The organism is Acinetobacter portensis, assembly GCF_010646905.1.
GTDB lineage: Bacteria > Pseudomonadota > Gammaproteobacteria > Pseudomonadales > Moraxellaceae > Acinetobacter > Acinetobacter portensis.
This window is the reverse complement of sequence record NZ_JAAARQ010000002.1, coordinates 1,127,465-1,151,029: the sequence shown is the minus strand read 5'-3', so window position 1 is coordinate 1,151,029 and position 23,565 is coordinate 1,127,465. Positions and strand designations below refer to the sequence as shown.

19 protein-coding genes and 1 pseudogene are annotated in these 23,565 nt (G+C 36.2%); 12 read left to right on the top strand and 8 right to left on the bottom strand.

The genetic code is table 11. The features are described 5' to 3' along the window. Positions 1-357: 357 nt before the first annotated feature. The gene (locus GTK57_RS05440; protein ID WP_163121786.1) at positions 358-2,682 is read left to right on the top strand and encodes a TonB-dependent receptor domain-containing protein; all 2,325 of its coding nucleotides are present in this window, start codon (positions 358-360) and stop codon (positions 2,680-2,682) included. Between the two features lie 73 nt (positions 2,683-2,755). Here GTK57_RS05440 and purC read toward each other — a convergent pair whose 3' ends face one another. Genes purC through dapA form a run of 3 tightly spaced genes read right to left on the bottom strand, consistent with a single transcriptional unit; the run spans position 2,756 to position 5,029 of the window. Beyond that, positions 2,756-3,475, bottom strand: a complete 720-nt coding sequence (purC, locus tag GTK57_RS05435) for a phosphoribosylaminoimidazolesuccinocarboxamide synthase (RefSeq protein ID WP_152873800.1) — start codon at positions 3,473-3,475, stop codon at positions 2,756-2,758. Positions 3,476-3,512: 37 nt separating this feature from the next. Further along, the gene (locus GTK57_RS05430; RefSeq protein ID WP_163121784.1) at positions 3,513-4,115 is read right to left on the bottom strand and encodes a lipoprotein-34 precursor (NlpB); all 603 of its coding nucleotides are present in this window, start codon (positions 4,113-4,115) and stop codon (positions 3,513-3,515) included. A gap of 14 nt (positions 4,116-4,129) precedes the next feature. Next, positions 4,130-5,029 carry a 4-hydroxy-tetrahydrodipicolinate synthase gene (gene dapA / locus GTK57_RS05425; protein ID WP_163121782.1) on the bottom strand — a complete coding sequence of 300 codons (900 nt, stop codon included), beginning with the start codon at positions 5,027-5,029 and terminating at the stop codon, positions 4,130-4,132. 531 nt (positions 5,030-5,560) lie between these two features. Here dapA and pncA point away from each other — a divergent pair. Together pncA and GTK57_RS05415 are read left to right on the top strand one after the other, a co-directional pair. Then, positions 5,561-6,193 (top strand): bifunctional nicotinamidase/pyrazinamidase, encoded by a 633-nt coding sequence (gene pncA, locus GTK57_RS05420; RefSeq protein ID WP_152873803.1) that lies wholly within the window; start codon positions 5,561-5,563, stop codon positions 6,191-6,193. Between the two features lie 83 nt (positions 6,194-6,276). Continuing rightward, positions 6,277-7,221 (top strand): bile acid:sodium symporter family protein, encoded by a 945-nt coding sequence (locus GTK57_RS05415; RefSeq protein ID WP_163121780.1) that lies wholly within the window; start codon positions 6,277-6,279, stop codon positions 7,219-7,221. Between the two features lie 59 nt (positions 7,222-7,280). Here GTK57_RS05415 and GTK57_RS05410 read toward each other — a convergent pair whose 3' ends face one another. Next, a complete protein-coding gene (locus GTK57_RS05410; RefSeq protein ID WP_163121778.1) occupies positions 7,281-8,534 on the bottom strand; it encodes a hypothetical protein in 1,254 nt (417 codons plus the stop codon). A gap of 77 nt (positions 8,535-8,611) precedes the next feature. Between GTK57_RS05410 and serB the strand changes: the two genes are divergently transcribed. The 3 genes from serB (at position 8,612) to GTK57_RS05395 (ending at position 11,212) form a co-directional block, all read left to right on the top strand. Beyond that, positions 8,612-9,832 (top strand): phosphoserine phosphatase SerB, encoded by a 1,221-nt coding sequence (gene serB, locus GTK57_RS05405; RefSeq protein ID WP_163121776.1) that lies wholly within the window; start codon positions 8,612-8,614, stop codon positions 9,830-9,832. A 409-nt stretch (positions 9,833-10,241) separates the two neighbouring features. Next, entirely contained in the window at positions 10,242-10,580 is a 339-nt protein-coding gene (gene aciT / locus GTK57_RS05400; RefSeq protein WP_152873807.1) for a ciprofloxacin tolerance protein AciT, read from the top strand. Positions 10,581-10,732: 152 nt separating this feature from the next. Further along, on the top strand, positions 10,733-11,212 hold the full coding sequence (locus tag GTK57_RS05395) for an SCP-2 sterol transfer family protein (protein ID WP_163121774.1): 480 nt from the start codon (positions 10,733-10,735) through the stop codon (positions 11,210-11,212). A 129-nt stretch (positions 11,213-11,341) separates the two neighbouring features. Here GTK57_RS05395 and dtd read toward each other — a convergent pair whose 3' ends face one another. After that, the gene (gene dtd / locus GTK57_RS05390) at positions 11,342-11,782 is read right to left on the bottom strand and encodes a D-aminoacyl-tRNA deacylase (RefSeq protein ID WP_152873809.1); all 441 of its coding nucleotides are present in this window, start codon (positions 11,780-11,782) and stop codon (positions 11,342-11,344) included. A gap of 235 nt (positions 11,783-12,017) precedes the next feature. On the opposite strand from dtd, the gene GTK57_RS05385 reads away from it, so the two are divergent. From GTK57_RS05385 to asd, 5 genes and pseudogenes are all read left to right on the top strand, one after another. Further along, on the top strand, positions 12,018-13,535 hold the full coding sequence (locus tag GTK57_RS05385) for a catalase (RefSeq protein ID WP_152873810.1): 1,518 nt from the start codon (positions 12,018-12,020) through the stop codon (positions 13,533-13,535). 186 nt (positions 13,536-13,721) lie between these two features. Continuing rightward, positions 13,722-14,218: pseudogene (locus tag GTK57_RS05380) on the top strand (ankyrin repeat domain-containing protein). A gap of 192 nt (positions 14,219-14,410) precedes the next feature. Beyond that, a complete protein-coding gene (pncB, locus tag GTK57_RS05375) occupies positions 14,411-15,613 on the top strand; it encodes a nicotinate phosphoribosyltransferase (RefSeq protein WP_152873811.1) in 1,203 nt (400 codons plus the stop codon). Positions 15,614-15,782: 169 nt separating this feature from the next. Further along, positions 15,783-16,625: a sulfurtransferase gene (locus tag GTK57_RS05370; RefSeq protein ID WP_163124609.1), complete on the top strand. Its 843-nt coding sequence runs from the start codon at positions 15,783-15,785 to the stop codon at positions 16,623-16,625. After that, on the top strand, positions 16,622-17,473 hold the full coding sequence (asd, locus tag GTK57_RS05365; protein WP_163121772.1) for an archaetidylserine decarboxylase: 852 nt from the start codon (positions 16,622-16,624) through the stop codon (positions 17,471-17,473). The genes GTK57_RS05370 and asd overlap by 4 nt, the downstream gene beginning before the upstream one ends. A gap of 55 nt (positions 17,474-17,528) precedes the next feature. Here the strand turns inward: asd and phoR are convergent, their stop codons facing one another. From phoR to GTK57_RS05350, 3 genes are all read right to left on the bottom strand, one after another. Continuing rightward, on the bottom strand, positions 17,529-18,887 hold the full coding sequence (gene phoR / locus GTK57_RS05360) for a phosphate regulon sensor histidine kinase PhoR (RefSeq protein ID WP_152873813.1): 1,359 nt from the start codon (positions 18,885-18,887) through the stop codon (positions 17,529-17,531). A 9-nt stretch (positions 18,888-18,896) separates the two neighbouring features. After that, on the bottom strand, positions 18,897-19,607 hold the full coding sequence (phoB, locus tag GTK57_RS05355) for a phosphate regulon transcriptional regulator PhoB (protein ID WP_163121770.1): 711 nt from the start codon (positions 19,605-19,607) through the stop codon (positions 18,897-18,899). A gap of 235 nt (positions 19,608-19,842) precedes the next feature. Then, a complete protein-coding gene (locus GTK57_RS05350; protein WP_163121768.1) occupies positions 19,843-20,526 on the bottom strand; it encodes a TetR/AcrR family transcriptional regulator in 684 nt (227 codons plus the stop codon). 445 nt (positions 20,527-20,971) lie between these two features. On the opposite strand from GTK57_RS05350, the gene GTK57_RS05345 reads away from it, so the two are divergent. Continuing rightward, the gene (locus GTK57_RS05345; RefSeq protein WP_163121766.1) at positions 20,972-23,383 is read left to right on the top strand and encodes an autotransporter outer membrane beta-barrel domain-containing protein; all 2,412 of its coding nucleotides are present in this window, start codon (positions 20,972-20,974) and stop codon (positions 23,381-23,383) included. Positions 23,384-23,565 lie beyond the last annotated feature (182 nt).

Below are 23,565 nucleotides of genomic sequence, written 5' to 3'. Positions count from 1 at the left end.
AATGGATGTTTCTTGGGGAGATAACATCCAGAGGGTAAACTGGTCGGCAACGTAGAGCGAAAGCGGAGATATTTTCTACGCTGCCTAGTATGAAATTAATAATAGAAAGAAACGCTTAGAAAGTAAAAATGGCGATTTTGATGATGATCATTCAATTATTCGATAATAACTTCAAAAAACTCTAATTTTTAAATAATATCTTTATTATTAGAAATTTAATTTAACTTTAATTTTTATTGTTTCAATGAGATAGCAAAAAATAAATTCGAACTATTTAAACTTCTGGTTCGGAAGGATTTTCATCATAAAAGAAAACTGTATAATGTTATGTTATAACGTAATATAAAAGATGAGAGTATGAACAATTCACGACTATTAATTTTACTATTTTTGCTTATAAAACAGGTTGAAGCAGCGGAAACAGACTCAAAGCAATACTTAAAACCGATTAAACTGACTGCTGAAGAAAATATTCGCGCAGAACATAAAGTCGAGAAGCAATTTATTGAAAAAGCGAATACTTTAGGTGATGCAATTAAACATGTATCGGGTGTTCAAAGCAGTTCATTTGGACCCAATTCAGGTGCGCCCGTAATCCGTAGTTTGCAAGGGCATCGTGTAGGTGTGTTTGAAAATGGGACGTCAATTCAAGGTATTAATTCAATTAGCGGCAACGTAAATATTCCATTTGATCCGATATTTACTGAATCTATCAAAATCAATAAATCTAATAATAGCGTCAGATATGGCGATCAATCTTTAGGGGGGAGTGTAGAAGTCGATAGTGGTCTAATTCCGAACAAACTAAATGAAAAATCTCGGGAAATAGATTTGATTTATAAGAATGGTTGGAATAGTTTTGATGCCAAAGGTTTGAAGCTACAACTGAATAATCAAAAAAATTTAGCTACAAATATTCAATTTTCTAGACAAGAAATAAAGTCTTATAACATTCCAGGTAAAAGCAAAGCGCAAGTTTGCGATAGTGATATTTTCATAAATGGTGGCGTAAATAGTACTTTGGCTGATATATGTCAAAAAGATGCAAGAATTAAAAAAACGTATAATAAAGCATCACAAAAATATATGAGTCAGATCATAATTAATAATCCTGATTGGGCTGATGGTGATTTTTCATTTTATTCGGACGATCCAATTTCTCGAGCAGGTGGGAGGGAGTATCAAAACCCATTAAATCCTGATTATGTTGAAGGTACAGAAAAAAATAAAATTGATCATATTAATAACGATGTAACACCAAACTATAATAAAAAATTAGGAAATAGTTATGCGAGGAATGACAATATTGCAGTGGGAACAACGTATTTTTTAAAGAATGGATATATTGGTTTTAGTGCCGATTATAAGAAAAGTGAGTATGGCGTTCCGGGTTTTTCTTTGGAAAATAAGTCATTCCAAGAAAATTATGATGATGGATTACCTGTAGGTGTAAAGACAGAACAAAATAAGTTTATGCTTGATAGTTTGTTCAATCAGCCAGTCATTTTTTTAGATAATATTCAATTTAAAGCATCAAATTTTGTTAATAAATCAGGTGAATATATTGGTGCGAGTGAAGCAAATTTATATAAATTTGAACAAAATTTCGTTGAATTGGTATTCAAACAAAAAGATTTTGGCTATTTATCGGGTGAAATCGGTCAAAGTTGGGGAATCAGAGATGTCGATGGAAAAGGTCATGCTCGATATCTGCCCAATGTAAAAACCACAAGGAATGCATTTTTTATTCAAGAAAAATTAAATTTTAAACCTGTATATTTTGAAGCAGGCTACCGTCGAGAAAATGTTGAGCATCAGATTCAAGATCATACTTTTGTTGGGTCTCGTAATGCATCTAATGGAAAATTAGAAGATCGAAATTTTGATTTATCACATTACTATTTAGGTGGTGGTTTTTATTTGGGAGATCATGTTCATATTCATGCTAAATACAGTAAATCTGAAAGAGCACCCGAATTAAACGAGTTATATGCGAGTAACCCGCATTATTCAATTATGACTCAAGAAGAAGGTAATCAAAATTTAAAGAAAGAGAAAGTGAAATCGATTGAATTAAATACAGATTTAACTTTCGAGCAAAGCAAAATAGCTTTGTCTTTATATCAAATGAATTTTAATGATTATATGTATTTGTCACATTCAGGTATGGCTATGCGTAATCGACTTCCATTGCAATACTGGAAGCAAACGGATGTGAAAATTGAGGGATTTGAGATTGATCTAAGTCATCGCTTTTTACTTGATAAGTGGGGTGATTTAACCCTAAGTACCTTTGGTGATTTTGTTAAAAATCGAGTAACGAATAAAAATCTTATTCAATCTTCAAATGATGGCGAATATCCAACCAATATGCCAACAAACCGTTATGGTGCAAGCATAGAGTGGGAAAAAGATGATTATCATCTTAGGTTATCTAATGTTTATTATGCTCAAGCGAAATACTTAGGGAAGAGTGTAAACTCTGAAATTCCTTTACCCGCTTATCATTTATTAGACTTATCTTTAAGTAAAAAAGTGGCATTAAAAAATGCAGATTTTGAGTTTTATTTAAATGGAACAAATTTGCTTAATGAAGAAGCGAGACCTCAAAACTCACCTTTAAAATACATTGCGCCTTTACCTGGGCGAGGGTTTCAGTTAGGCATAACAATGAGTTTGTAGTATTTAAAAACTCAAATTTCAGTAAATAAAAAACCGAGCGATTAAGCTCGGTTTTTTTGAAGATCAGACGATATTAGATGTCTGAAAGGTCGATACCAATACGAGCAGCAACTTCTTCATAAGCCTCAACAACACCACCTAAACCTTGACGGAAGCGGTCTTTATCAAGTTTTTTCTTCGTGTCTTTATCCCATAGACGGCAACCGTCTGGAGAGAATTCATCACCAAGAACGATGCGATCGTGGAACACACCAAATTCAAGTTTGAAATCTACAAGAAGCATATTGCCTGTAGCGAATAATTCTTTAAGAACATCATTTACTTGATAAGTAAGTTCTTTCATACGCGCAAGCTGTTCAGCTGTAGCCCAACCTAAAGTGATTGCTTGAGACTCGTTAACCATTGGGTCACCAAGTGCATCATCTTTAAAGAATAATTCGAAAGTAGGCGGAACAAGTTCTTTGCCTTCTTCAACACCTAAACGACGACATAATGAACCTGCTGCATAGTTACGAACTACACATTCAACAGGAATCATGTCTAATTTTTTCACTAAAACTTCAGTAGGAGAAAGAAGTTTTTCGAAGTGAGTCTCAATGCCAGCAGCAGCCAGTTTTTCCATGATAAAGGCGTTAAAACGGTTATTAACCTTACCTTTTCGATCTAGTTGTTCGATTTTTTCGCCATTGAATGCAGAAGCATCATCACGAAAGACTAAAATCAGATGGTCTGCATTATCTGTTTCATAAACAGATTTTGCTTTACCAGTATAGAGCAAGGTTTGTTTTAACATGGAGGGAACCTTTTTCAAAAAAAATGCCTAGAAATGTCTAGGCTGGCCAATTTTGGTAAATCTGGGCTAACAATTCTGCAGAAACTTGTTTGTCTGCAAAAGTGTTGTCAGTATTGAACACAGCGAGGCTATTACTTGAACCAGCAGATGTAAGTCTTAACACATAAGATTTTTGATCAATCTTAATTGTTACGTCAGTCGCATTTTTGCTTTGACCTACAATTGTGTGATTAAGGCTACTTAAAGTGGCAAGTGTATATTGCCAAATTGTAGCAGAATTCCCATCAATTTTGAGTAAAGGATTTTGATTACCATCAGTTATTTGCTGTGGTCGACCAATAGATCCTTCACTCTGATCATCTTGCGTAGTTGCTTGAGTAAATGTGGTTGGTCTAGGAAGCGCAAAACGGTTACCACGATCATTTTCATATTGTGGAGCATTTGCAATTGCACGAGGATCAACAATAGGAGCTGGATACAAAGGCGTTGCTGGTCTAACCATTGAACCTTCAGGATATTGTAAAGGTTCGATTGTTGCTGTCTTTTTATAGTCTAAAGAACCATTGCTGATACCAAATGAACTACAACCAACCAAACTTAAAGCTGAAAGCGCAGTGACTAAACCAAAACGTATTTGCATAATGTTAAGCTCTTTTATTTAATGATGCCTGCCGCTGTGAGTGCTTCACGAAGCGTAGTGCGATATTGTTCTGCAAGTGGGGTAAGTGGTAAACGAATCCCTGTACCAATAAGTTTCATTTCATGAAGTGCCCATTTCACAGGAATTGGGTTCGATTCACAGAATAAAACGTCGTGTAAAATAGCAACTTTACTATTTAATTGTTCTGCTTTTGTTGAGTCACCAGCAAGTGCTGAAGCACATACTTCGCTCATTTCTTTAGGTGCTACGTTTGCAGTAACAGAAATATTACCTTTTGCACCTAAAGCAATAAGTTGATAAGCCGTTGCATCATCACCAGAGTAAACCGTCATTGCTTTGTCTTTTAAGCCTTCAATCAGCTTTTGACCACGAGCAACATCACCTGTGGCATCTTTAATACCAACAATGTTTTTGATGTCTGCAAGACGAATAACTGTTTCATTCTGCATATCAACGCCAGTACGACCTGGTACGTTATAAAGGATAATTGGTAGCTCTACTGATTCAGCAATAGCTTTATAATGCTGATATAGACCTTCTTGTGTTGGCTTGTTGTAATAAGGGGTTACCAACAGGGCTGCGTCTGCGCCAAGTTCTTTTGCTTCTTGCGTAAGTTCAATGGCTTCGCGTGTTGAGTTTGCACCAGTACCAGCAATAATCGGAATGCGTTTGTTTGCTACACGAATGATTTCTTTAATCACTTGTGTATGTTCAGCCATACTTAATGTTGATGCTTCACCAGTTGTACCAACTGCAACAATGCTGTTCGTGCCTTGTTCTATGTGCCACTCAACGAGCTTTTCTAGACCTTTCCAATCTACGCTGCCATCTTCTAACATTGGGGTGACAATTGCGACAATTGAGCCTTGAATGGTCTGTGCTTGCTGAGTCATTTTTTAAAAATATCCTATTTTCCCATCCACGTTATGTAGAAAAACAGAGAAGGTGGATGGTTGCAGTATTTTGATTTGAGTCAAAATTCAATAAGTCATCATTGAATAATGCTTATGCAAATTATGACTGATTCAGTGTGTCAGAACAATATCCTTTAGTCAAAGCAATAACAAAGTTTTTAAAAATAATAAAACTTTATAGAAATGATGAAGTTGATTTTAAAATAAGGTGCTTTCTATGGGGGATAATCTGTGTTGTAAAATCGTTATAAAACGCAGTATTTGTGATGTTTTCAGTGTTTTTTACTTTTAAATGATGAAATAGATCATTCAAAATATTTTATAGATGCTGAATAGATTTGATGTTGGCATCATTCATTTATAAATATCACTTTCATTATTTTTTCCTATTTCAGATGTAAATTCTTCCATCCAATGTAAAAAGCTCAAAATACATTCGCTTTTTTTTATGGTTATTTCAATGGAAAATATGATTAACTATTTTCAAGGTTTAAAAGGATTTCGATATAAATGCAAAAAAATACAGCCTTAATTGTTGTGGATGTTCAAAATGGTTTTACGCCAGGTGGCAACTTAGCTGTTGCAAATGCAGATCAGATTATTCCAAACATTAATCATATCGCAACGTATTTTGAAAATATTGTCATCACACAAGATTGGCATCCTGAAAATCATATTTCTTTTGCCCAAAATCATGAAAATAAACAGGCTTTTGATACTGTAGAGTTAGATTATGGTACGCAAGTTTTGTGGCCTGCACATTGTGTACAAGGAACACATGATGCCGAATTACATCCAAACTTAAAATTACCAACCGCTCAATTAATTATTCGAAAAGGTTTCCATAGTCATATTGATAGTTATTCGGCATTTATGGAAGCTGACCAAAAAACAACAACAGGTTTGGCGGGTTATTTAAAAGCGCGCACTATTGATACTGTATTTATTGTGGGAATTGCCACAGATTTTTGTGTGGCATGGACAGCCATGGATGCTGCAAAGTTAGGTTTTAATACTTTTGTGATTGAAGATGCAACTAAAGGCATAGATTTAAATGGTTCTTTACAATATGCATGGCAAGAGATGTCGGCAGCAGGTGTGAAACGTATTTATATGAAAGATTTAATCGAACAATGTGCTTAAATACACCATATATTTCATGGGAATAATACAAAGTTATTCCCTTTATTTTTGCCCACTCAAATCAATGATATAGGAGTAGGCAGATGTCTATTCTTCTTAAATTTACACAGTTCATCCAAAAGACCTTTGCCATTTGGGTCATTCTTTTTTCAGGACTTGCACTTTATAGTCCAGAAACATTTGTTTGGTTAAAAACCTATATTACATGGATGCTTGGCATCATTATGTTTGGTATGGGCATGACCATGACGTTGGGCGATTTTAAAGGTGTTTTACACAACCCAAAAGCAGTTACGCTTGGTGTTTTTGCGCAATTTTTAGTGATGCCTGCTTTGGCATTCTTATTGTGTCAGCTTTTTAACTTACCAACAGAAATTGCCATTGGTGTTATTTTGGTAGGGTGTTGCCCTGGTGGAACAGCATCGAATGTGATTACCTTTATGGCGAAAGGAAATACTGCACTCTCCGTTGCATGTACTTCAGTTTCAACGATTCTTGCGCCAATTCTTACGCCTGCAATTTTTTATGTTTTGGCAAGTCAGTGGATTGATATCAATGCAATGTCGATGTTGAAATCTATTCTACAAGTGGTTTTATTTCCAATTGTTTTAGGTTTGCTTGCACGTGCTATTTTGAAAAATAAGGTCGATCACTATATTCAAGTCATGCCTTTAATTTCTGTAGTTGCCATTGTGGCAATTGTTGCTGCGATTATTGCAGGAAGTAAGGCACAAATTTTAGAATCAGGTTTAATGATTTTGGGCGTTGTCATCTTACATAACGGTTTGGGTTTGCTTTTAGGGTATTGGGTAGGGCGAATGTTCAAATTACCCTATGCAGATTGCAAAGCCATTTCTATTGAAGTGGGTATGCAAAATTCAGGTTTGGGGGTGGCATTGGCTGCGGTACATTTTGCTTTATCACCAATTACTGCTGTTCCAAGTGCTATTTTTAGTTTATGGCACAATATTTCGGGTTCTGCACTTGCAACGTATTGGGCGGCAAAAGCAGATAAAACTGAAAAATAAAAAAAATTGGATTAAAAAAGCCTGACATTAAGTCAGGCTTTTTATTTCAACACTGCATTTTAAGATGCACGAGATTGTTTTGCTTTTAAAATTTCAGTACGAATGGTTTGCGCTAATTCCGCATGTTCACTATCCATACCATTAATCATAAATGCATGGCGAGTTAGAACATTGGTTGGATTAGGCAGATTAACCAATTCGTAATGTTCCGATAGCTCTTTCAAAAATTCATTAGGTAAATAAATCGCGCTTTCTTTTGCTGAAAGTTGATTCACCAAACGTTCTGCTGCTTGAACTGAGTTAAGTTGCATCGCTTCAACAGAAGTGGCTACGGCACTGCGTGTTTGAAGTACAAAGCGTTTGTCTTCGCGGTAACGTTTATAAAGTACTTCTGAAAGCAACTGGAAAACGGTGCCAATCATAGCCAAACATTCTGCAGCATTTGGCTTTTCAGATGAAATTGTCAGGGTTGCACCATTTCGACTGAACGTCTGTACAGTTGTAATGTCAGAAACATTCAATTTGTAATATTGAACACAAAGCTCAATACTTTTTGTTAAAAAGATTTGGCACAAATTAAAGTAAGGTGTAGAAACTTTATCTGTAATTGAGTCGAGCAGTTGTTTCGGGTCGTAGAACTGAATATTCAAAGCAATAGTGTTTTGATTTGGGACTTCACTGTTCAATTCTTTGATTTTTGGTTGAGCTTTAGCAAGATGCTGAGATTGTGCCAAAGTTACCGCAGAATGATGCTTTTCTTGTTCTAATGCTTGAGTCAACATTTGAAGTTCGTGTTTTAAACGTGCTTCATTATTTATATTTGCCAAATATTCTGTACGGCTAGGTCGTGCAATTGCACGGTAAGCAAGCCACAACAAGCCATGAATGAATAATGAAAATAGAATAGCCATCCATTGAGTACGTAAAATTTCACCAATACTTGGTTTAATTAGCGTAATTTCAATTGTTCCGACTTTCTTTTCATTTTGTAACGCATCTCTAACAAAAATTTCGCCCTGACGCGTTTTTGACATACCACCAGTTGCAAGCACCTGATTATTGGTATCTAAAATACGAATAGATGCAATATTGGGGTTGGTTGCATAACGATTCGCCAATAAAGCAAGAGACACGGTATTGGCAGGATCTAGCTCAGATAAGCTGTCCGTAACCAATTGCGTTGTCATCAATTGACCTTGATTGGTGCGGTTTTCATTTAATTGATGTGTCGTTGCAAGTACCAATAAAAAGGTATGCAACGTAAAGCTTACAATCAGTAGGCTAGCAAATAGCCCTTGTCTAGGCGCATTCAACGTAAACTTCCAAAGTAATTCTACTTAAATTCGATTATGATTCTTACAATAGTTGTAGCTCAGACCCGAGTCAATTCATGCGAGAAATCATTCTTATATCATTTTTAGGACCTGACCAACCTAATCAGTTTACTCGATTAATGCAGGTGTTGTCCGCTTATTCCTTACAAATTCTAGATGTTGGCCAAGCCGTCATCCACAACCAGCTCACATTAGGTATTGTTGTTGCCTCTGAAGATCAGACTGCGACAGCATTAGCCATGAAAGAGATTTTAATTTTAGCACATGAAATTGGTTTAACTGTTCGCTTTAAACCAATCTTGGCAACAGATTATGATCAATGGGTAAGTGAAGGTGGTCGTACGCGTTACATCGTAACAGCGCTAGCACCTGAATTAAAAGCTTCGCACTTACAAGCAGTGACTCAAATTGTATCTAGTCAAGGCTTTAACATTGAAACAGTAACACGTTTGTCTGGCAGACCAACTTTAACAGGTGAATCTACTGAGCCTAAACGTGCTTGTGTAGAGTTTGGCTTAAAAGGACAAATGCTAGATGCTGCAGCAATGCGTGCAGCATGCCTAAAACTATCAAGTGAACTAAATGTCGATGTTGCAGTTCAGGAAGATAATGCTTATCGCCGTAATCGTCGTTTAGTTTGCTTTGATATGGACTCAACGTTAATTGAGCAAGAAGTTATTGATGAACTTGCAATTGAAGCAGGCGTGGGTGAGCAGGTTGCTGAAATTACAGAACGTGCAATGCAAGGTGAACTTGATTTCCAAAGCAGTTTCCGCGCACGTGTTGCTCTTTTAAAAGGTATGGATGCATCTGTACTTGCAAGTATTGCAGAACGCTTAACCGTTACAGAAGGTGCTGAACGTTTAATTTCAACACTGAAAGCATTGGGTTATCGCACCGCAATTTTATCTGGTGGATTCCAATATTTTGCAGAATATTTACAAGCAAAATTAGGTATAGATGAAGTACATGCAAACATCTTAGATATTCAAGATGGCAAGGTGACAGGTGAAGTTAAAGGTCACATTGTAGATGGTGCACGTAAGGCCTTACTTTTAACTCAAATTGCTGAAGAAATGGGTATTTCACTTGAGCAAGCCATTGCAGTAGGGGATGGTGCAAACGATTTACCAATGCTTTCAATTGCGGGTTTAGGTGTTGCATTCCGTGCGAAACCTCTAGTTCGCCAAAATGCGAATCAAGCCATTTCTAGCGTTGGTTTAGATGGTGTACTGTATTTACTTGGTGTACATGATAAAGATTTAAACCGTGGATAATGGTTGAGTTTTTAAAAAAATACGGCAAATTTGCCGTATTTTTTATTTATAAAGGCATAAATAATGAGACTAAAGCCGTGGATGAATGCAAGAAAAAAATAACGATAAATACCATCGGTAAAAAAATTTTTTAGTTAAAAAATGCAGATGTTTTTTTTGTAATGACACGCGAAGAAAGGACAGGCTTTACTTCCCGAAAAGTTAAAATCAAAAAAAATGTAATTACAATATAATATTGCGACAATGTATGTCGCATAACCAGATAACAAGTCTTTTTTTATGCAAAAAACTGCTCATAATGCTTTTCATAGCGTTTAAATACATATAGCCCATTAATCTAATTAAAGGTATTCGCGTTAGAACGATGCTTTATTTAAAAAGCTAGAATCTAACATTAACGGAGGTTTTTATGGCAACAGCGAATTTAGCAAGCATTGTCGGCATCAGCTTATTAGCAGTTGCTTTGATTGCTGTTTTCTTCTCGCCTTATCGCCGCTGGTTGAGCTTTATGATGGCTGGAATGGTTTTTTGGGGATTACTCGAGATTGTACGTTTAAGTGTGCAAACAGTCTTTGAATTCCCAGTAACTTACAGTTATCTAGCTGCGATTTCATTTGCAATGGTGATGATGACATTATTGCTGTTAATTGAAGATCGTCGAGCGGAACGTGCAGCAATGGCAAAGCGTCGTTATATTGAACATACTCCAGTATATGAAGACGATCAGCAACAATATTCTAGCCATTAAGAGAAGACTGATCTTTTTCGAAAAATGCACATTGATGTGCATTTTTTTTGTTTGAAATTTATGATTATTATGCAAAGCAATACTGCAAAAAAAATAAGCTATGGTAGGATGTCGTAGTTCAATTTTATACAATTACAATAGGCTTCGATGTCATGAAATTTCCTTCACTACCTGTCGTAAAATTACCACTTGTTGATGTGAGTACAGACCCGCTTGACCTTATGGTTGCAGGTTTAGTATTGCGTATGAAGCAATTGGCTCGTACAAGTCCTAAATTTATTGAATTGATTCATGATCGTCAGTTCCGTATTCAAATTGGTACAGACTTGGGTGTTACGCGTCAAATTATTGTAAATAATGGACAAATCGATACAGTTTCAGGAAGTGCAGAACCTGCAGATTTTACTTTGCAATTTGCAGACAGTGAACAAGGTGTAAAGACGTTGGTTAAAGGCGATCCATCTGTATTTATGACAGGTATGCAAAATGGCACAATTAAAATGGAAGGTGATTTCAGTTTGTTGGTGTGGTTTAACCGTGTTGCTAAACTTATTCCGCCAAAATTGCCAAAACCTGTGAAAGAAAAGTTGTCTTTTGCGCGTCAATTCATCAAAGAGAAGACAGGTAAATAATCAAAAATCTTTCATCGAGCCTTTTCTTTCTCCCTTTGGGAGAAATACAAAGAGGCTATAAGTATGAGTGATAGATTTGACCAAGAAAAGCCCTCAATCGAGGGCTCTTTTATATGTATAAGATTTCAATTATTCAATTTCTAAGTTAAATGTTACAGGTCCATCATTGACCAAATGAACTTTCATGTCTGCAGCAAAAATACCTGTTTGAACATGGCTAAACTGAGATTTTGCATATTCAACTAGTTGTTCATAAAGTGCTTTGGCTTCACTGGGCGGCATTGCAGGACCAAAGTCAGGACGTAAGCCTTTTTGTGTTTGTGCCATTAAAGTAAATTGTGAAACAAGCAATAAACCACCATTGGCTTGGGAAATATTCCATCCCATTTTGCCTTGTTCATCATCAAAAAAACGATATTTTAAAATTTTATCAATCAGCTTTTTACCTTTTTCAAAGTCATCTTCCTTGCCTAAACCTAGAAAAACTAAAATTCCTTTTTCAATTTCTCCAGTTGTTTCACCATCTACAACTACTTTTGCTTCAAGAACTCGTTGCAATAAAGCACGCATAACACAACCATTTATGATGTTTTTTAATTCAAATGAATTGTAGCAAATATCTCTACTCAATATGATGTGGTGAGTTTGTTGTTGTGTAAGTATTTAATAAATATTGAGTTTAGATAAGTTTAAAAGTGTTGATCTAATAAAACGATTAAAACTATAAAAATTAACCCTTTTACCAATTTAAATGAAAAATGTAACTTAGCTCGTGCAGGAAAGGTATGAATTGAGAGAAAACATCATGTTTAAGCGTTCTTTATTAGTTGCAATGCTTACAGCAGCAACTGCAGCGACACAAGCTGCACCATTAACAAAAGATAACGGTGCTCCAGTGGGTGATAACCAAAACTCAATCACCGCAGGTCCAAATGGTGGCACTTTGCTACAAGACGTTCAATTGGTACAAAAATTACAACGTTTTGGTCGCGAGCGTATTCCTGAGCGTGTTGTTCATGCACGTGGTACGGGTGCTTACGGTGAATTTGTTGCAACTAAAGATTTATCAGACTTAACTGTCGCTTCACTTTTTAAAGCAGGTACAAAAACCCCTGTATTCTTACGTTTCTCAACCGTAATTCACGGTAAAGGTTCACCTGAAACTTTACGTGACCCACATGGTTTTGCAATCAAATTCTATACGCAAGAAGGTAACTGGGACTTAGTAGGTAACCAATCTCCAGTATTCTTTATTCGTGATGCGATTAAGTTCCCAGATTTCATTCACGCAATGAAACCAAGCCCAATTAATAACGTTCAAGATGCAAACCGCGTTTTTGACTTCTTATCTAGCCAACCATGGGCTGTGAACATGTTGACTTACGTTTATGGTCAGCAAGGTGTTCCAACGAGCTACCGCGAGCAAGATGGTTTTGGTGTTCACGCATACAAGTTGTACAACGACAAAGGCGAATATAAATACGTGAAGTTCAACTTCCGCTCTAAACAGGGCGTGAAAGGTCTTAACGTGAAAGAAGCGGCTGAGCAACAAGGTAAAGACTTCAACCACTTAACGAACGATCTTTACAACAACATCAACAAAGGTAATTTCCCGAAATGGGATCTTTATATCCAAGTATTGGATCCTAAAGATTTAAATAGCTTTGATTTTGATCCGCTAGATCCAACTAAAATCTGGCCAACAGACTTAGTTAAAGAAACGAAAGTAGGTACGTTAACACTTAACCGTATGCCTAAAAACTTCTTTAATGAAACTGAGCAATCAGCTTTTGCTCCAGGTAATTTAGTACCAGGTATCGAGCCATCTGAAGACCGTTTATTACAAGGTCGTGTGTTCTCTTACTCGGATACGCAAATGTATCGTTTAGGTGCGAATCATCAGCAAATTCCTGTAAACCGTCCAGTTGTGAATGTAAACAACAACAACCAAGATGGCTACATGAACGTTAGCGAACGCGATTCTGATGTTAACTATGAACCAAGTCGTAAAGAGCCTAAAGCTGCAACTGAAAAAGCACGTGCAGTTCAAACTCCACTTTCAGGTACAGTTCAACAAGTTGGCGTGAAAGAGCAAAACTTCAAGCAAGCTGGTGATCTTTACCGTTCATACACTGCGAAAGAAAAAGACGATTTAATCATGAACTTAGCTGCTGATCTTGGCAATGTGAAAGATTCAGAAACTAAGCACATCATGTTGTCTTACTTCTACAAAGCAGATGCGGACTACGGTACGCGTATGACTAAAGCGGTGAACGGTAACTTGGCAACTGTTAAAGCGAAAGCAGCGAAATTAAAAGACTAAGTCTTTTAAATGGTCAATATAGATTGATCGGCTGAATTGGTGACTAGGGCGTAGGAAGTCACCTCAAGAAAGTCCTGTAGAACTCAATTCCTTTCCTGCACCCTAGGGGAGTTTTACAGGCACTCTTTTTTACCAATATCAAATTTTCATATTATGAAGTAAGTTCGATTTCTGTTGGAGTTCATCATGAAAGTTATGCAACATATCGTTTTAGCTAGTATTCTCGTGCTTGGTTCCGCATTCGCAAACGTGACTGTCGCGAAGAATATCTCCCCCGTTAAAACTGTTGCAAACGATCAGATGAACTCACAACAGGAATTGATAGCTCTTTTCTTTGCTGCTGCAAGAACGGGTAATGAAGACGTCATCAACGAGTTTTTAAAATATGGTTTTCCTGTAGATACGCGTAATGCAGATGGTTATACACCGTTAATGATGGCTGCATATTATGGTCATCAAAATATTGTTACGACATTAATTGCGTATGGTGCAGATCGTTGCGCACGTGATAATAAAGGTAATACTGCATTAATGGGTGCAATGTTCAAACTAGAATGGTCGATTGTGAAACAACTTCGTAAAACAGATTGCGATGTGAATGCAAAAAAACAGGTCAAAAAACCGTTGAAGAATTTGCCAAAGTGATTGGACAAGATAAAAAATTTAAGCAACTTAAGGATTAAATGAAGCCTTTGATTCAGAATCTATTGCTCATTTTTATCTAACAAAGCTATATAAAATGAATGAATAATAAAGACTCAATCTATATTGGGTCTTTTTATTTTGTCTAAAACCATTCAACTCTTCTTAAAACTTTCAATTTTTATTTAAAAAATATGCTTTAATGCAATAAGCACAGCGAAATACATAAAGATATGGCTCCAATCATTCAATCTTTGCTTGATACAGATTTGTACAAATTTACAATGCTTCAAGTGGTTCTGCATAAATTCCCACAGACGCATAGTGTCTATCATTTCCGATGCCGTAATTTGCAAGATACGGAATATCCATTAACGGAAATTTTAGATGATTTGAATGAACAATTAGATCATCTTTGCCAATTAAAATTTAAAGAAGATGAGCTTCTGTATTTAAGAAGTTTACGTTTTATAAAAAGTGACTTTGTCGATTATTTAGAACTCTTCCAATTAAAACGCCGTTTTATTAAAGCGGGAATAGACGAAGAAGGGCGTTTGGATATTTGGGTAGAAGGCCCAATGGTTCAAGCGATGATGTTTGAAATTTTCGTTCTTGCTATAGTCAATGAGCTTTACTTCAAACGTATTCGTTCAGATGAAGTTCTTGCCGAAGGTGAACGTCGTCTTTTAGCGAAAGTTGAATTACTTAAAAAATACGAAGCAGAACAAAATCCAAATGATCCACCATTTTTAGTTTCAGATTTTGGCACACGTCGAAGATATAGCTTTGAATGGCAAAAACACGTTATTGAAGAATTCCACAAAGCTGCACCCTACATTTTCCGTGGTACAAGTAATGTATTGATTGCAAAGGATTTGAACATCACACCTATTGGTACAATGGCGCATGAATTTCTACAAGCCTTTCAAGCTTTAGATGTTCGTTTACGTAATTTCCAAAAATCTGCGCTGGAAACTTGGGTGCAAGAATACCGTGGCGATTTAGGAATAGCACTGACAGATGTTGTGGGAATGGATGCTTTCTTACAAGATTTTGATTTGTACTTTGCAAAACTGTTTGATGGTTTACGTCATGACAGTGGCGACCCGTATGAATGGGGTGACAAAGCTTATGAACACTATAAAAATTTAAAAATTGATAGTAAAACCAAAATGCTCACGTTTAGTGATGGTTTGAATTTAGAAAAAGCATGGTCATTGCATAACTACTTTAAAGATCGCTTCCAAGTGAGCTTTGGGATTGGCACAAATTTAACAAACGATATGGGACAAACACCTTTAAATATCGTGTTGAAACTTGTGGAATGTAATGGACAATCTGTAGCAAAAATTTCGGATAGTCCAGGCAAAACCATGACGGATAATGACACTTTCTTGGCATATTTACGTCAAGTTTTTGATATTACCGAAGCATAGAATTGGACTAAATTTAGAAAATGCTGAACATGATGTTTGGCATTTTTTTTGATTAAAAAATGAGTTTACTTATCTAAAATTATGCTAAATGAATACTATAAATCCACAGATTACTAAAAAGTAAGTATGCTAATATTTAAGATATTGGACTAAATATAAAATGCAAAAGATGGCTAAATTTAACTTTGATTTCAAACTATTAATTGAAGTTGAGGACTTGGTTCCTCATCTAGGAAATACCAATTTACGTATTGTCGATTTAAGCCGAAGTTCGGTTTATGAACAATTACATATTCCGCATGCAATTCATTTGAAACCAAAGCTTTTAGTACGTCAAGAAGACAATACATCGGGTTTATTGCCAGAAGTGGAAGGCTTAGAAGAGCTCATTCAATATTTAAATATTTCGCCCGATCACCATGTGGTTGCTTATGATGATGAAGGTGGTGCATGGGCAGGGCGTCTAATTTGGAACTTACATTGTTTAGGTTTTCATAATACAAGTCTGTTAAATGGCGGTATTCACGCATGGTTAGGTGCGGGTTTACCCACCTCAGCAGAAGTAGAAAGCTTTGAAACTGTAACAAATTTAGTCCAAGTTAAATTAGATGAAACATATCGTATTCAATATGATGAATTGCTTGAAAAGGTGAAAAACAAAGAGATTCAGGTTTGGGATTGCCGTACAGAAGATGAATATACAGGCCTCAGATTAGCCGCTAGACGTGGCGGTCACATTCCAGGGGCAAGACATTTTGAATGGAGTACTGCCCTAAACCGTGAAAATCATTTAAAATTGCGCCCATTACAAAACACGCAACAACGTTTGGAACAGTTAGGCTTCAATTTAAATGAACCTGTCGTGGTGTATTGCCAATCGCATCACCGTTCAGGTCTGGCTTATATTTTAAGCCGTTTATTGGGTTGGAAAGTTCAAGCGTATGATGGGGCGTGGAGTGAATGGGGCAACTGCCTCGCTAGTCCTATTATTACTGGAGAGTCGCCGTCTTGAGCCTCACATCACGTTTAAAAAAACAACTTTTCATTCAAGCACAACGTGTTGTGCCACAGCACCAATTATCTCGTGTTGTAGGTAAGCTTGCGGCAAGTGAAACGCCTATTATTAAAAACACTGTTATTAGTGCTTTTAAAGCGCAATATGGCATTGATATGTCGATTGCAGAGCAACAAAATGCATTGAAATTTAAATCATTTAATGAGTTTTTCACACGTTCTTTAAAAGATGGCGTACGTGAAATTGACAATGATGCAACGAGTATTGTTTCACCTGCTGACGGTGCAATTTCACAATTAGGCAAAATTGAAGCGGGTGAGATTTTTCAAGCCAAAGGTCAAAGTTTTACAACTGAAAACTTAATTGCAGATCCATTACTTGCAGAACCATTTAAAAATGGTCAGTTTGCAACAGTTTATCTTTCACCAAAAGATTATCACCGTGTACATATGCCTTTTGCAGGTACATTAACTGAAACTTTGTATGTTCCGGGTGAATTGTTCTCTGTAAACCAAACGACTGCGGAAAATATTCCAGGTTTATTTGCACGTAACGAACGTATGGTGTGCTTATTTGATACTGAACTTGGTCGTATGGCGGTTGTTCTTGTTGGTGCGATGATTGTTGCAGGCATTGAAACTGTGGCAACAGGAAAAGTTAAACCATCAGGTCGTTTAGAAGTGAATCAACATAATCTGTTCTTGGAAAAGGGTGCAGAATTAGGTCGTTTCTATTTAGGTTCAACTGCTGTAGTTTTATTTGAAGAAAATAAAATGCAGTGGGATGCTGAATTTAAAGCGAATTCTACAGTTGAAATGGGTAAAGCTTTAGGTCATACCCTGTAAGTTTTATTTTGAATGATGAAACTAAAAAAGCACCTTTCGGTGCTTTTTTTATATATTAACTTGAATGGTATAAACGTTCTTTAGGGAAAACCGCCTTAAAAATTGAGCCCTGATTTTCTTTAGATTCAACATCTAAATATGCGTTATGTTGCATAAGAACGTGCTTCACAATGGCTAAGCCCAAGCCTGTTCCGCCTGTTGCTCGGCTACGTGCACTGTCTACACGGTAAAAACGTTCGGTTAAGCGTGGCAAGTGTTTAGGGTCAATCCCAATTCCTGTATCTTCTACAGTGAAGTAGCCATGCGTGCCATCATCATGCCAACCAATGGTAATGGTTCCACCTTTTGGTGTGTATTTAATGGCATTGGTAATCAGGTTACTAAAAGCACTCGCAAGTTCCATATCTGAACCAATAATTTCGCAGTGGCTGTCGATATCTAAATTCAGTGTGTGACCATAATCGACATTGTAAGCTTGTGCATCATCAAATAATTGATTCATTAAACTCGGCATTTCAATGATTTGATTTTTGGCGATACTTTTTTCATTTTCTAAGCGTGACAATAAAAGCAAATCATTGACCAAAGCATTCATACGACGTGTTTGCGATTGCATTTGATCAAATGCACGTTTCCAACGAGGGTTAATATCTTCTTGATCTGTAAACGTTTCAATGTAACCACTGAGCACGGTTAATGGTGTGCGAAGTTCATGTGAAATGTTATCTACAAAGTCTTTACGCATTTGTTCTAAGTTATGCATGCGCGTTACGTCATAGGCAACTAAAAGACGGCTTTCACCACCAAAACGCGTCATTTTGACTTGAACATAATGTTCTTCATAGACCGTAGATTTCATTTTCAAACCATCAGGTGATTCATCTATATGGTTGAAATATTCAATGAAATTTGGTTGACGTAAAATACTTAAAATATTACGACCACGATCATGTGTCTGAAAGCCTAGAAGATGTTCAGCAGCAGGATTCCACCATTCAATTTGATTGTTATCATCAATAAGAACAACGGCTTCTGCTAAGGCAACAAGCGATGATTGTGCTCGATCAATGAGTCCAACCATTTCTGCTTGAACAATTCGTTCTTGGCGTTGTGCTCTGTAAACATTAAAGAGTAAAGCACCCCAAATTCCCCCTAAATTAGGCGGAACATCATAAGGTCGGTTGGAAATCCAATCGTTGACTAAATAAAGTGAACGTAATTGTATGATGCAGAAAATGGCAAATGCACAGAGGATGCAACTCCAAAAATACCCAACGCCTAATCCAATAAATGCCGCAATCACAATCAAAAATGTGAGGAGTCTTAAGTCTTGCTTGGAAAAGGCCCATAAGCTGCTATAGCGAAACTTTTTATGTTCTCTTGCAAGCTCAGGAACGGGGTATGGTTCATACATAAATGCTAATTAACCTAATGCAACATCTGCTCGAGTAGAAAAACGGTAGCCAGTTCCACGAACAGTTTGGACATAACGATCTGCACCAAAAGGTTCTAAAACTTTGCGTAATCGACGAATATGAACGTCAATTGTACGGTCTTCAATATATACGTTTCCACCCCATACTTGGTCAAGTAATTGTGCACGTGTATATGCACGTTCAGGATGGGTCATGAAAAATGCCAATAAACGGTATTCAGTAGGTCCCATTTCTAAAATGTTAGCACCAAAGCTGACACGTTGACTGACTGGATCTAATAATAAACCATTTGCATCAATTGATTTTTCACCGCTTAAAGCATTTGAACGACGCAAAACTGCTTTTATACGAGAAACCAATTCACGTGTAGAAAAGGGTTTAGTCATGTAATCATCTGCACCAGCATCTAGACCTTGAACTTTATGGTCTTCTTCTCCGCGCGCAGTAAGCATAATGACTGGAATTTCAGATAAGTTTTCATCTTTTTTCAAGCGACGGCATAAATCGACGCCGCTTACGCCACCAGGCATCATCCAATCCAATAAGACCAAAGAAGGACGTTGATCGACAATCATTTGATGTGCTTGGCGCGCATCTTCAGCTTGTAAACAATTAAAACCTGCCATATCTAAAGCGGTATGGATCATTTCCCGAATAGGGAGCTCATCATCAACAATTAAAATGTAGTCATCTTTCACAGCGCAATACCCTATTAATATAAACGGTTGTCCGTTTTTGTATTTATGACAGGCTTATTACAAAGATTAATTATGACAGTATCATTGCAAAATGGAAATTATGACAATTCTAAAACCAAATTGTGACATTCTCTTGATGATTTTATGACAGTTTTTAGACCTCAAGTTGGTATCAGTTCAGCATTTGGCAAGATATTAAGTTTATAAAAATTAAAGTTACAAAATATTGGAAAAACTATGCTTCATCTGGATCTTGATTAAATAATGCTAAAAATGGCCAGTAACATGCAGATAAAACGTCTTCTTTGGATTGTTGGAAATTGTTCATTACCCAACGAATTGCAATTTGAGTCACATAACCATTTAAACCTGAAGCAACCAATGAAATTTCATATTCTGTTCGGTGATTATTTGGTTTTGCAATCATGAGAATATGATGAATCATACGATCGAATCGTGCCAAAGTTTCTTGAAGAGTAGCTTGGTTATTTAATTCTTGAACGAGCAGTCCATCGATATAAATAATACGTGCCATCTTCGGATTTTCATGCAAAGTATTGAGTAAAGCCATTAAGCCTGCTTCAATCATTTTTTTAGGATTTTCAGCATTTTGCTCTGTAGCTTCTAATACATTTTGGCGTAATTCTTCTACCAATTTTAAAAAAATAGTTTGAAATAGTTGCTCACTTTTTTTAAAAGATTCATAAAAATAACGTTCGGTTAATTTTGCTTCCAAACAAATATCTTTTACCGTTGCAGCGAAAAAGCCACGTGTTCCGTAAACTTGAATTCCTGCTGCTATAAGTTTTTCCAACCGAATTGCTTTGCGTTCTGAAAGAGATACGCCCTTAAATTGTCTTTCTTTCGCAGGTTTTTGTTCTGTCATAAGTTGTGCATCAATAAAAATAAGGTTTGTCATATAAAAAATACTGAGTTCATGATCATAAAAATTACGAACTTCGTTTTGCCATAATTTTAGAAAAATAGCTTAAATATTGAGCTGAAATTACATGCGATTTTGTCTTAAAAATAGTCAATATAAATAAAATAATATTAAAAGATTGCAATGTAAAGTTTTACCATTTGTTAAATATTTAGCAATTTAAAAATAAAAGTGTGAATTCATAATGCACCCTTGGTGTAACTAGATTGTTAATGATTGTTTAGTAATTGTTTTTAATAAAGTATTAAATACATATATTTTGTATGTGATTAAGGTGTTGTAACACTATCATTGAGTGATTTTATCCTTTTTTTTATTAAGTCAATGTTGTTTGTCGGATTGATTTTGAATCATTTATTAAGTTGAAATAAAGAATTGTCAAGTTTAGTATTTGCTTAATTTTTACCATTTGGAAAATATTGTGAAAGCAAAATTTAACATTCTGACTTTGTCGATCCTATCTTCTTTAGCAATTACAACTTCAATGTCAACTTCAGCAGCTGCATTTTGTCAGGCTGGTGTGACCGCGTCTTATTGGGGAGGGGGAACGCTAGAAGATCGTACATTAGGTGAACAGGATTGTATTGAGATTGGTGCTAGTGGTGGAACAAACCCTTATGCTGGAACAGCTACAAATTTAGTTTTAGACAGTGGTTCTCAATTAAGTATTTTAGGGTACTTCCAAGATTCAACAATGAATAGTGGTTCTGAGGTGACAATCGGTAAGCTTCCTCAAATTGCAACAGGTTCATATAATGAATCAATCCCTGCTATAGGTTCAAATATAACGGTTAATGAGGGTGCATTAATCCGTGTACATGCTGGCGGAACATTAGAAAATTCTCATATTAATGGGGGAACAGTTTATGTTAACTCAGATAAACACCCAGAAGATCCAAGTCAATCTTTAAATAACACTGTAAATGCTGACGGCAAATTATTCGTTTATCTTGATGCTCAATCTTATGGGACTATCATCAATAAAGGTGGTGCTGAATACCTACAATCGAGAGGTCAATCTTTCGGCTCAGTGATTAATGGTGGTCGACAAAATGTGATGTCTGCATCAACGGCTAATGACACCGTAATTAATAGTGGTGAGCAATATGTTCTTGAAGGGTCTATCGCAAACGGAACAATTATCAATAGTGGTAATCAATCTATTTGGGATAATGGTCAGGCAAATAACACTATTGTAAATGGTGGTGTTCAAGATGTTTTAGCGACTGGTACAGCAACTGGCGTTAAATTATATAATAACGGTGTTCAAAACATTCGAGCAAATGCAACTGCGAAAGATGTTGAAATTCATGATAATGCAATTTCATGGATTGCAGCAGAAGGTAAGTTATTAGGTTCAACTCAAATTTATGATCAAGGTCAGCTACAAATTGTTGCCGCAGCATCGGGTAAAGAAGCTGTTGTCGAATCGGTTACTTTAAATGATGCTTCATCGAGTGTATTTATTTTAGCGGGTAAACAAGATGATTTAGGGTCTCACATTGGTCAGCTAGATGGTAATGGTCGTATTGTATTTAAAACAGGTACAAACGAAACAACGGGTGAAGCTACATATGCTCATCTGAACATTGATGAGCTTTCAGGAAATCAACATTTCCATTTCAACACATCTATTCAAGATGGTCGTGGTGATTACTTAACAATTCAAAAAGGTAGTGGTCAGCATCAAGTTTCTGTAGCAGATTCAGGCGCGGAAATTACATCTCCTTTTGATAAAAATTTAGACTTAATTACAGATGTAAGCAAAGGTTCTGAATTTGAACTTGCCAATATTAGTGGTCTAAATATTAATGCGGTAGATGGTGGTACTTACATGTACGAACTAAAAAACCGTGAAGATGCCAATGGTCAAACTTGGTACTTAACCACAAAGCAAGATGAAAATGGCAATGAAATTACAACACCAGGTGTAGATGCTGTTTTAAGTTTAGGTAGTGCGGCTATTTTTGCATTTAACAATGAACTTAATAATTTACGCTTTCGTAAAGGTACGTTAAAAAACAATGAAGGCGCTGCAGGTGTTTGGACACGCGCAACAGGTTCAAAAACAAATGTAGCAACAGGTAATACGCATTTTGATTTAGAACAAATAGGTACAGAGGTTGGTATCGATAAGCAAATTGCTGTAAACAAAGATGGTGTTGCATTTGTGGGTGGTTTTGCAAGCTATGGTAAAGCAGATGTAAAACATGACCGCGGTGGTACCAGTAACATCGATAGCTATAGTTTTGGTGTATATGGAACGTATTTCCATGATTCAGGCTTATATTTGGATGGTACTTTGAAATATAACCGCTTCGCGAATGATTTAAGTGCGCATTCAACAAATGGTCAATCTATTACAGGTGACTACAACCAAAATGCTTGGGGTGGTGCGGTAGAAGGTGGTTTTAATACTCGCCTTAAACATAATACATGGGTAGAACCGTTTGTTCGTCTTTCATATGTTCAAACTCAAGCGAAAACACTGAACTTAAACAATGATATGAAAGCTGATATTGGCGCACAAAAATCTTTAGCATCTGAAGTTGGTATTCACTTAGGTAAAGATTTTACTGTAGCGAATAACAGTACATTATCGCCATATATTAAAGCGGCTTGGAGCCATGAATTTATGGATAACAATAATGTATGGGTGAACGATACCAATAAGTTTGAAACGAATTTTTCTGGTGATGTAGCAAAACTTGGTCTAGGTTTAAATGCTCAGATCAATAAAACCTTTAGCGCCTTTTCAGAAATGAATTATGTAAAAGGTTCTAAAGTTGAAACACCTATTCATGCAAATATTGGTGTTCGTTATAACTTTTAATGACTGAAATTTTTAGTGAATAAATGAAGAGGAAATTCCAAGTGAGTTTCCTCTTTTTTATTTAAGAGCGTTTCTATTTAAACATTAGAGTAATAGATTGAATATTAACTATGATTCAATACGTGCTATTTTAAAGTTTAATCAAGATTCAAAATGAAGTCTGTATTGCGACAGTGTTGGAA

What these genes read in the sequence shown, in the direction of transcription:
- pncB (WP_152873811.1), top strand. Translation starts at nt 14,411, where the DNA reads ATGGCTCCAATCATTCAATCTTTGCTTGATACAGATTTGTACAAATTT.
- phoR (WP_152873813.1), bottom strand. Translation starts at nt 18,887, where the DNA reads ATGTATGAACCATACCCCGTTCCTGAGCTTGCAAGAGAACATAAAAAG.
- GTK57_RS05385 (WP_152873810.1), top strand. Translation starts at nt 12,018, where the DNA reads ATGTTTAAGCGTTCTTTATTAGTTGCAATGCTTACAGCAGCAACTGCA.
- purC (WP_152873800.1), bottom strand. Translation starts at nt 3,475, where the DNA reads ATGTTAAAACAAACCTTGCTCTATACTGGTAAAGCAAAATCTGTTTAT.
- pncA (WP_152873803.1), top strand. Translation starts at nt 5,561, where the DNA reads ATGCAAAAAAATACAGCCTTAATTGTTGTGGATGTTCAAAATGGTTTT.
- dapA (WP_163121782.1), bottom strand. Translation starts at nt 5,029, where the DNA reads ATGACTCAGCAAGCACAGACCATTCAAGGCTCAATTGTCGCAATTGTC.
- GTK57_RS05430 (WP_163121784.1), bottom strand. Translation starts at nt 4,115, where the DNA reads ATGCAAATACGTTTTGGTTTAGTCACTGCGCTTTCAGCTTTAAGTTTG.
- GTK57_RS05415 (WP_163121780.1), top strand. Translation starts at nt 6,277, where the DNA reads ATGTCTATTCTTCTTAAATTTACACAGTTCATCCAAAAGACCTTTGCC.
- serB (WP_163121776.1), top strand. Translation starts at nt 8,612, where the DNA reads ATGCGAGAAATCATTCTTATATCATTTTTAGGACCTGACCAACCTAAT.
- GTK57_RS05370 (WP_163124609.1), top strand. Translation starts at nt 15,783, where the DNA reads ATGGCTAAATTTAACTTTGATTTCAAACTATTAATTGAAGTTGAGGAC.
- GTK57_RS05350 (WP_163121768.1), bottom strand. Translation starts at nt 20,526, where the DNA reads ATGACAAACCTTATTTTTATTGATGCACAACTTATGACAGAACAAAAA.
- GTK57_RS05440 (WP_163121786.1), top strand. Translation starts at nt 358, where the DNA reads ATGAACAATTCACGACTATTAATTTTACTATTTTTGCTTATAAAACAG.
- aciT (WP_152873807.1), top strand. Translation starts at nt 10,242, where the DNA reads ATGGCAACAGCGAATTTAGCAAGCATTGTCGGCATCAGCTTATTAGCA.
- dtd (WP_152873809.1), bottom strand. Translation starts at nt 11,782, where the DNA reads ATGCGTGCTTTATTGCAACGAGTTCTTGAAGCAAAAGTAGTTGTAGAT.
- GTK57_RS05395 (WP_163121774.1), top strand. Translation starts at nt 10,733, where the DNA reads ATGAAATTTCCTTCACTACCTGTCGTAAAATTACCACTTGTTGATGTG.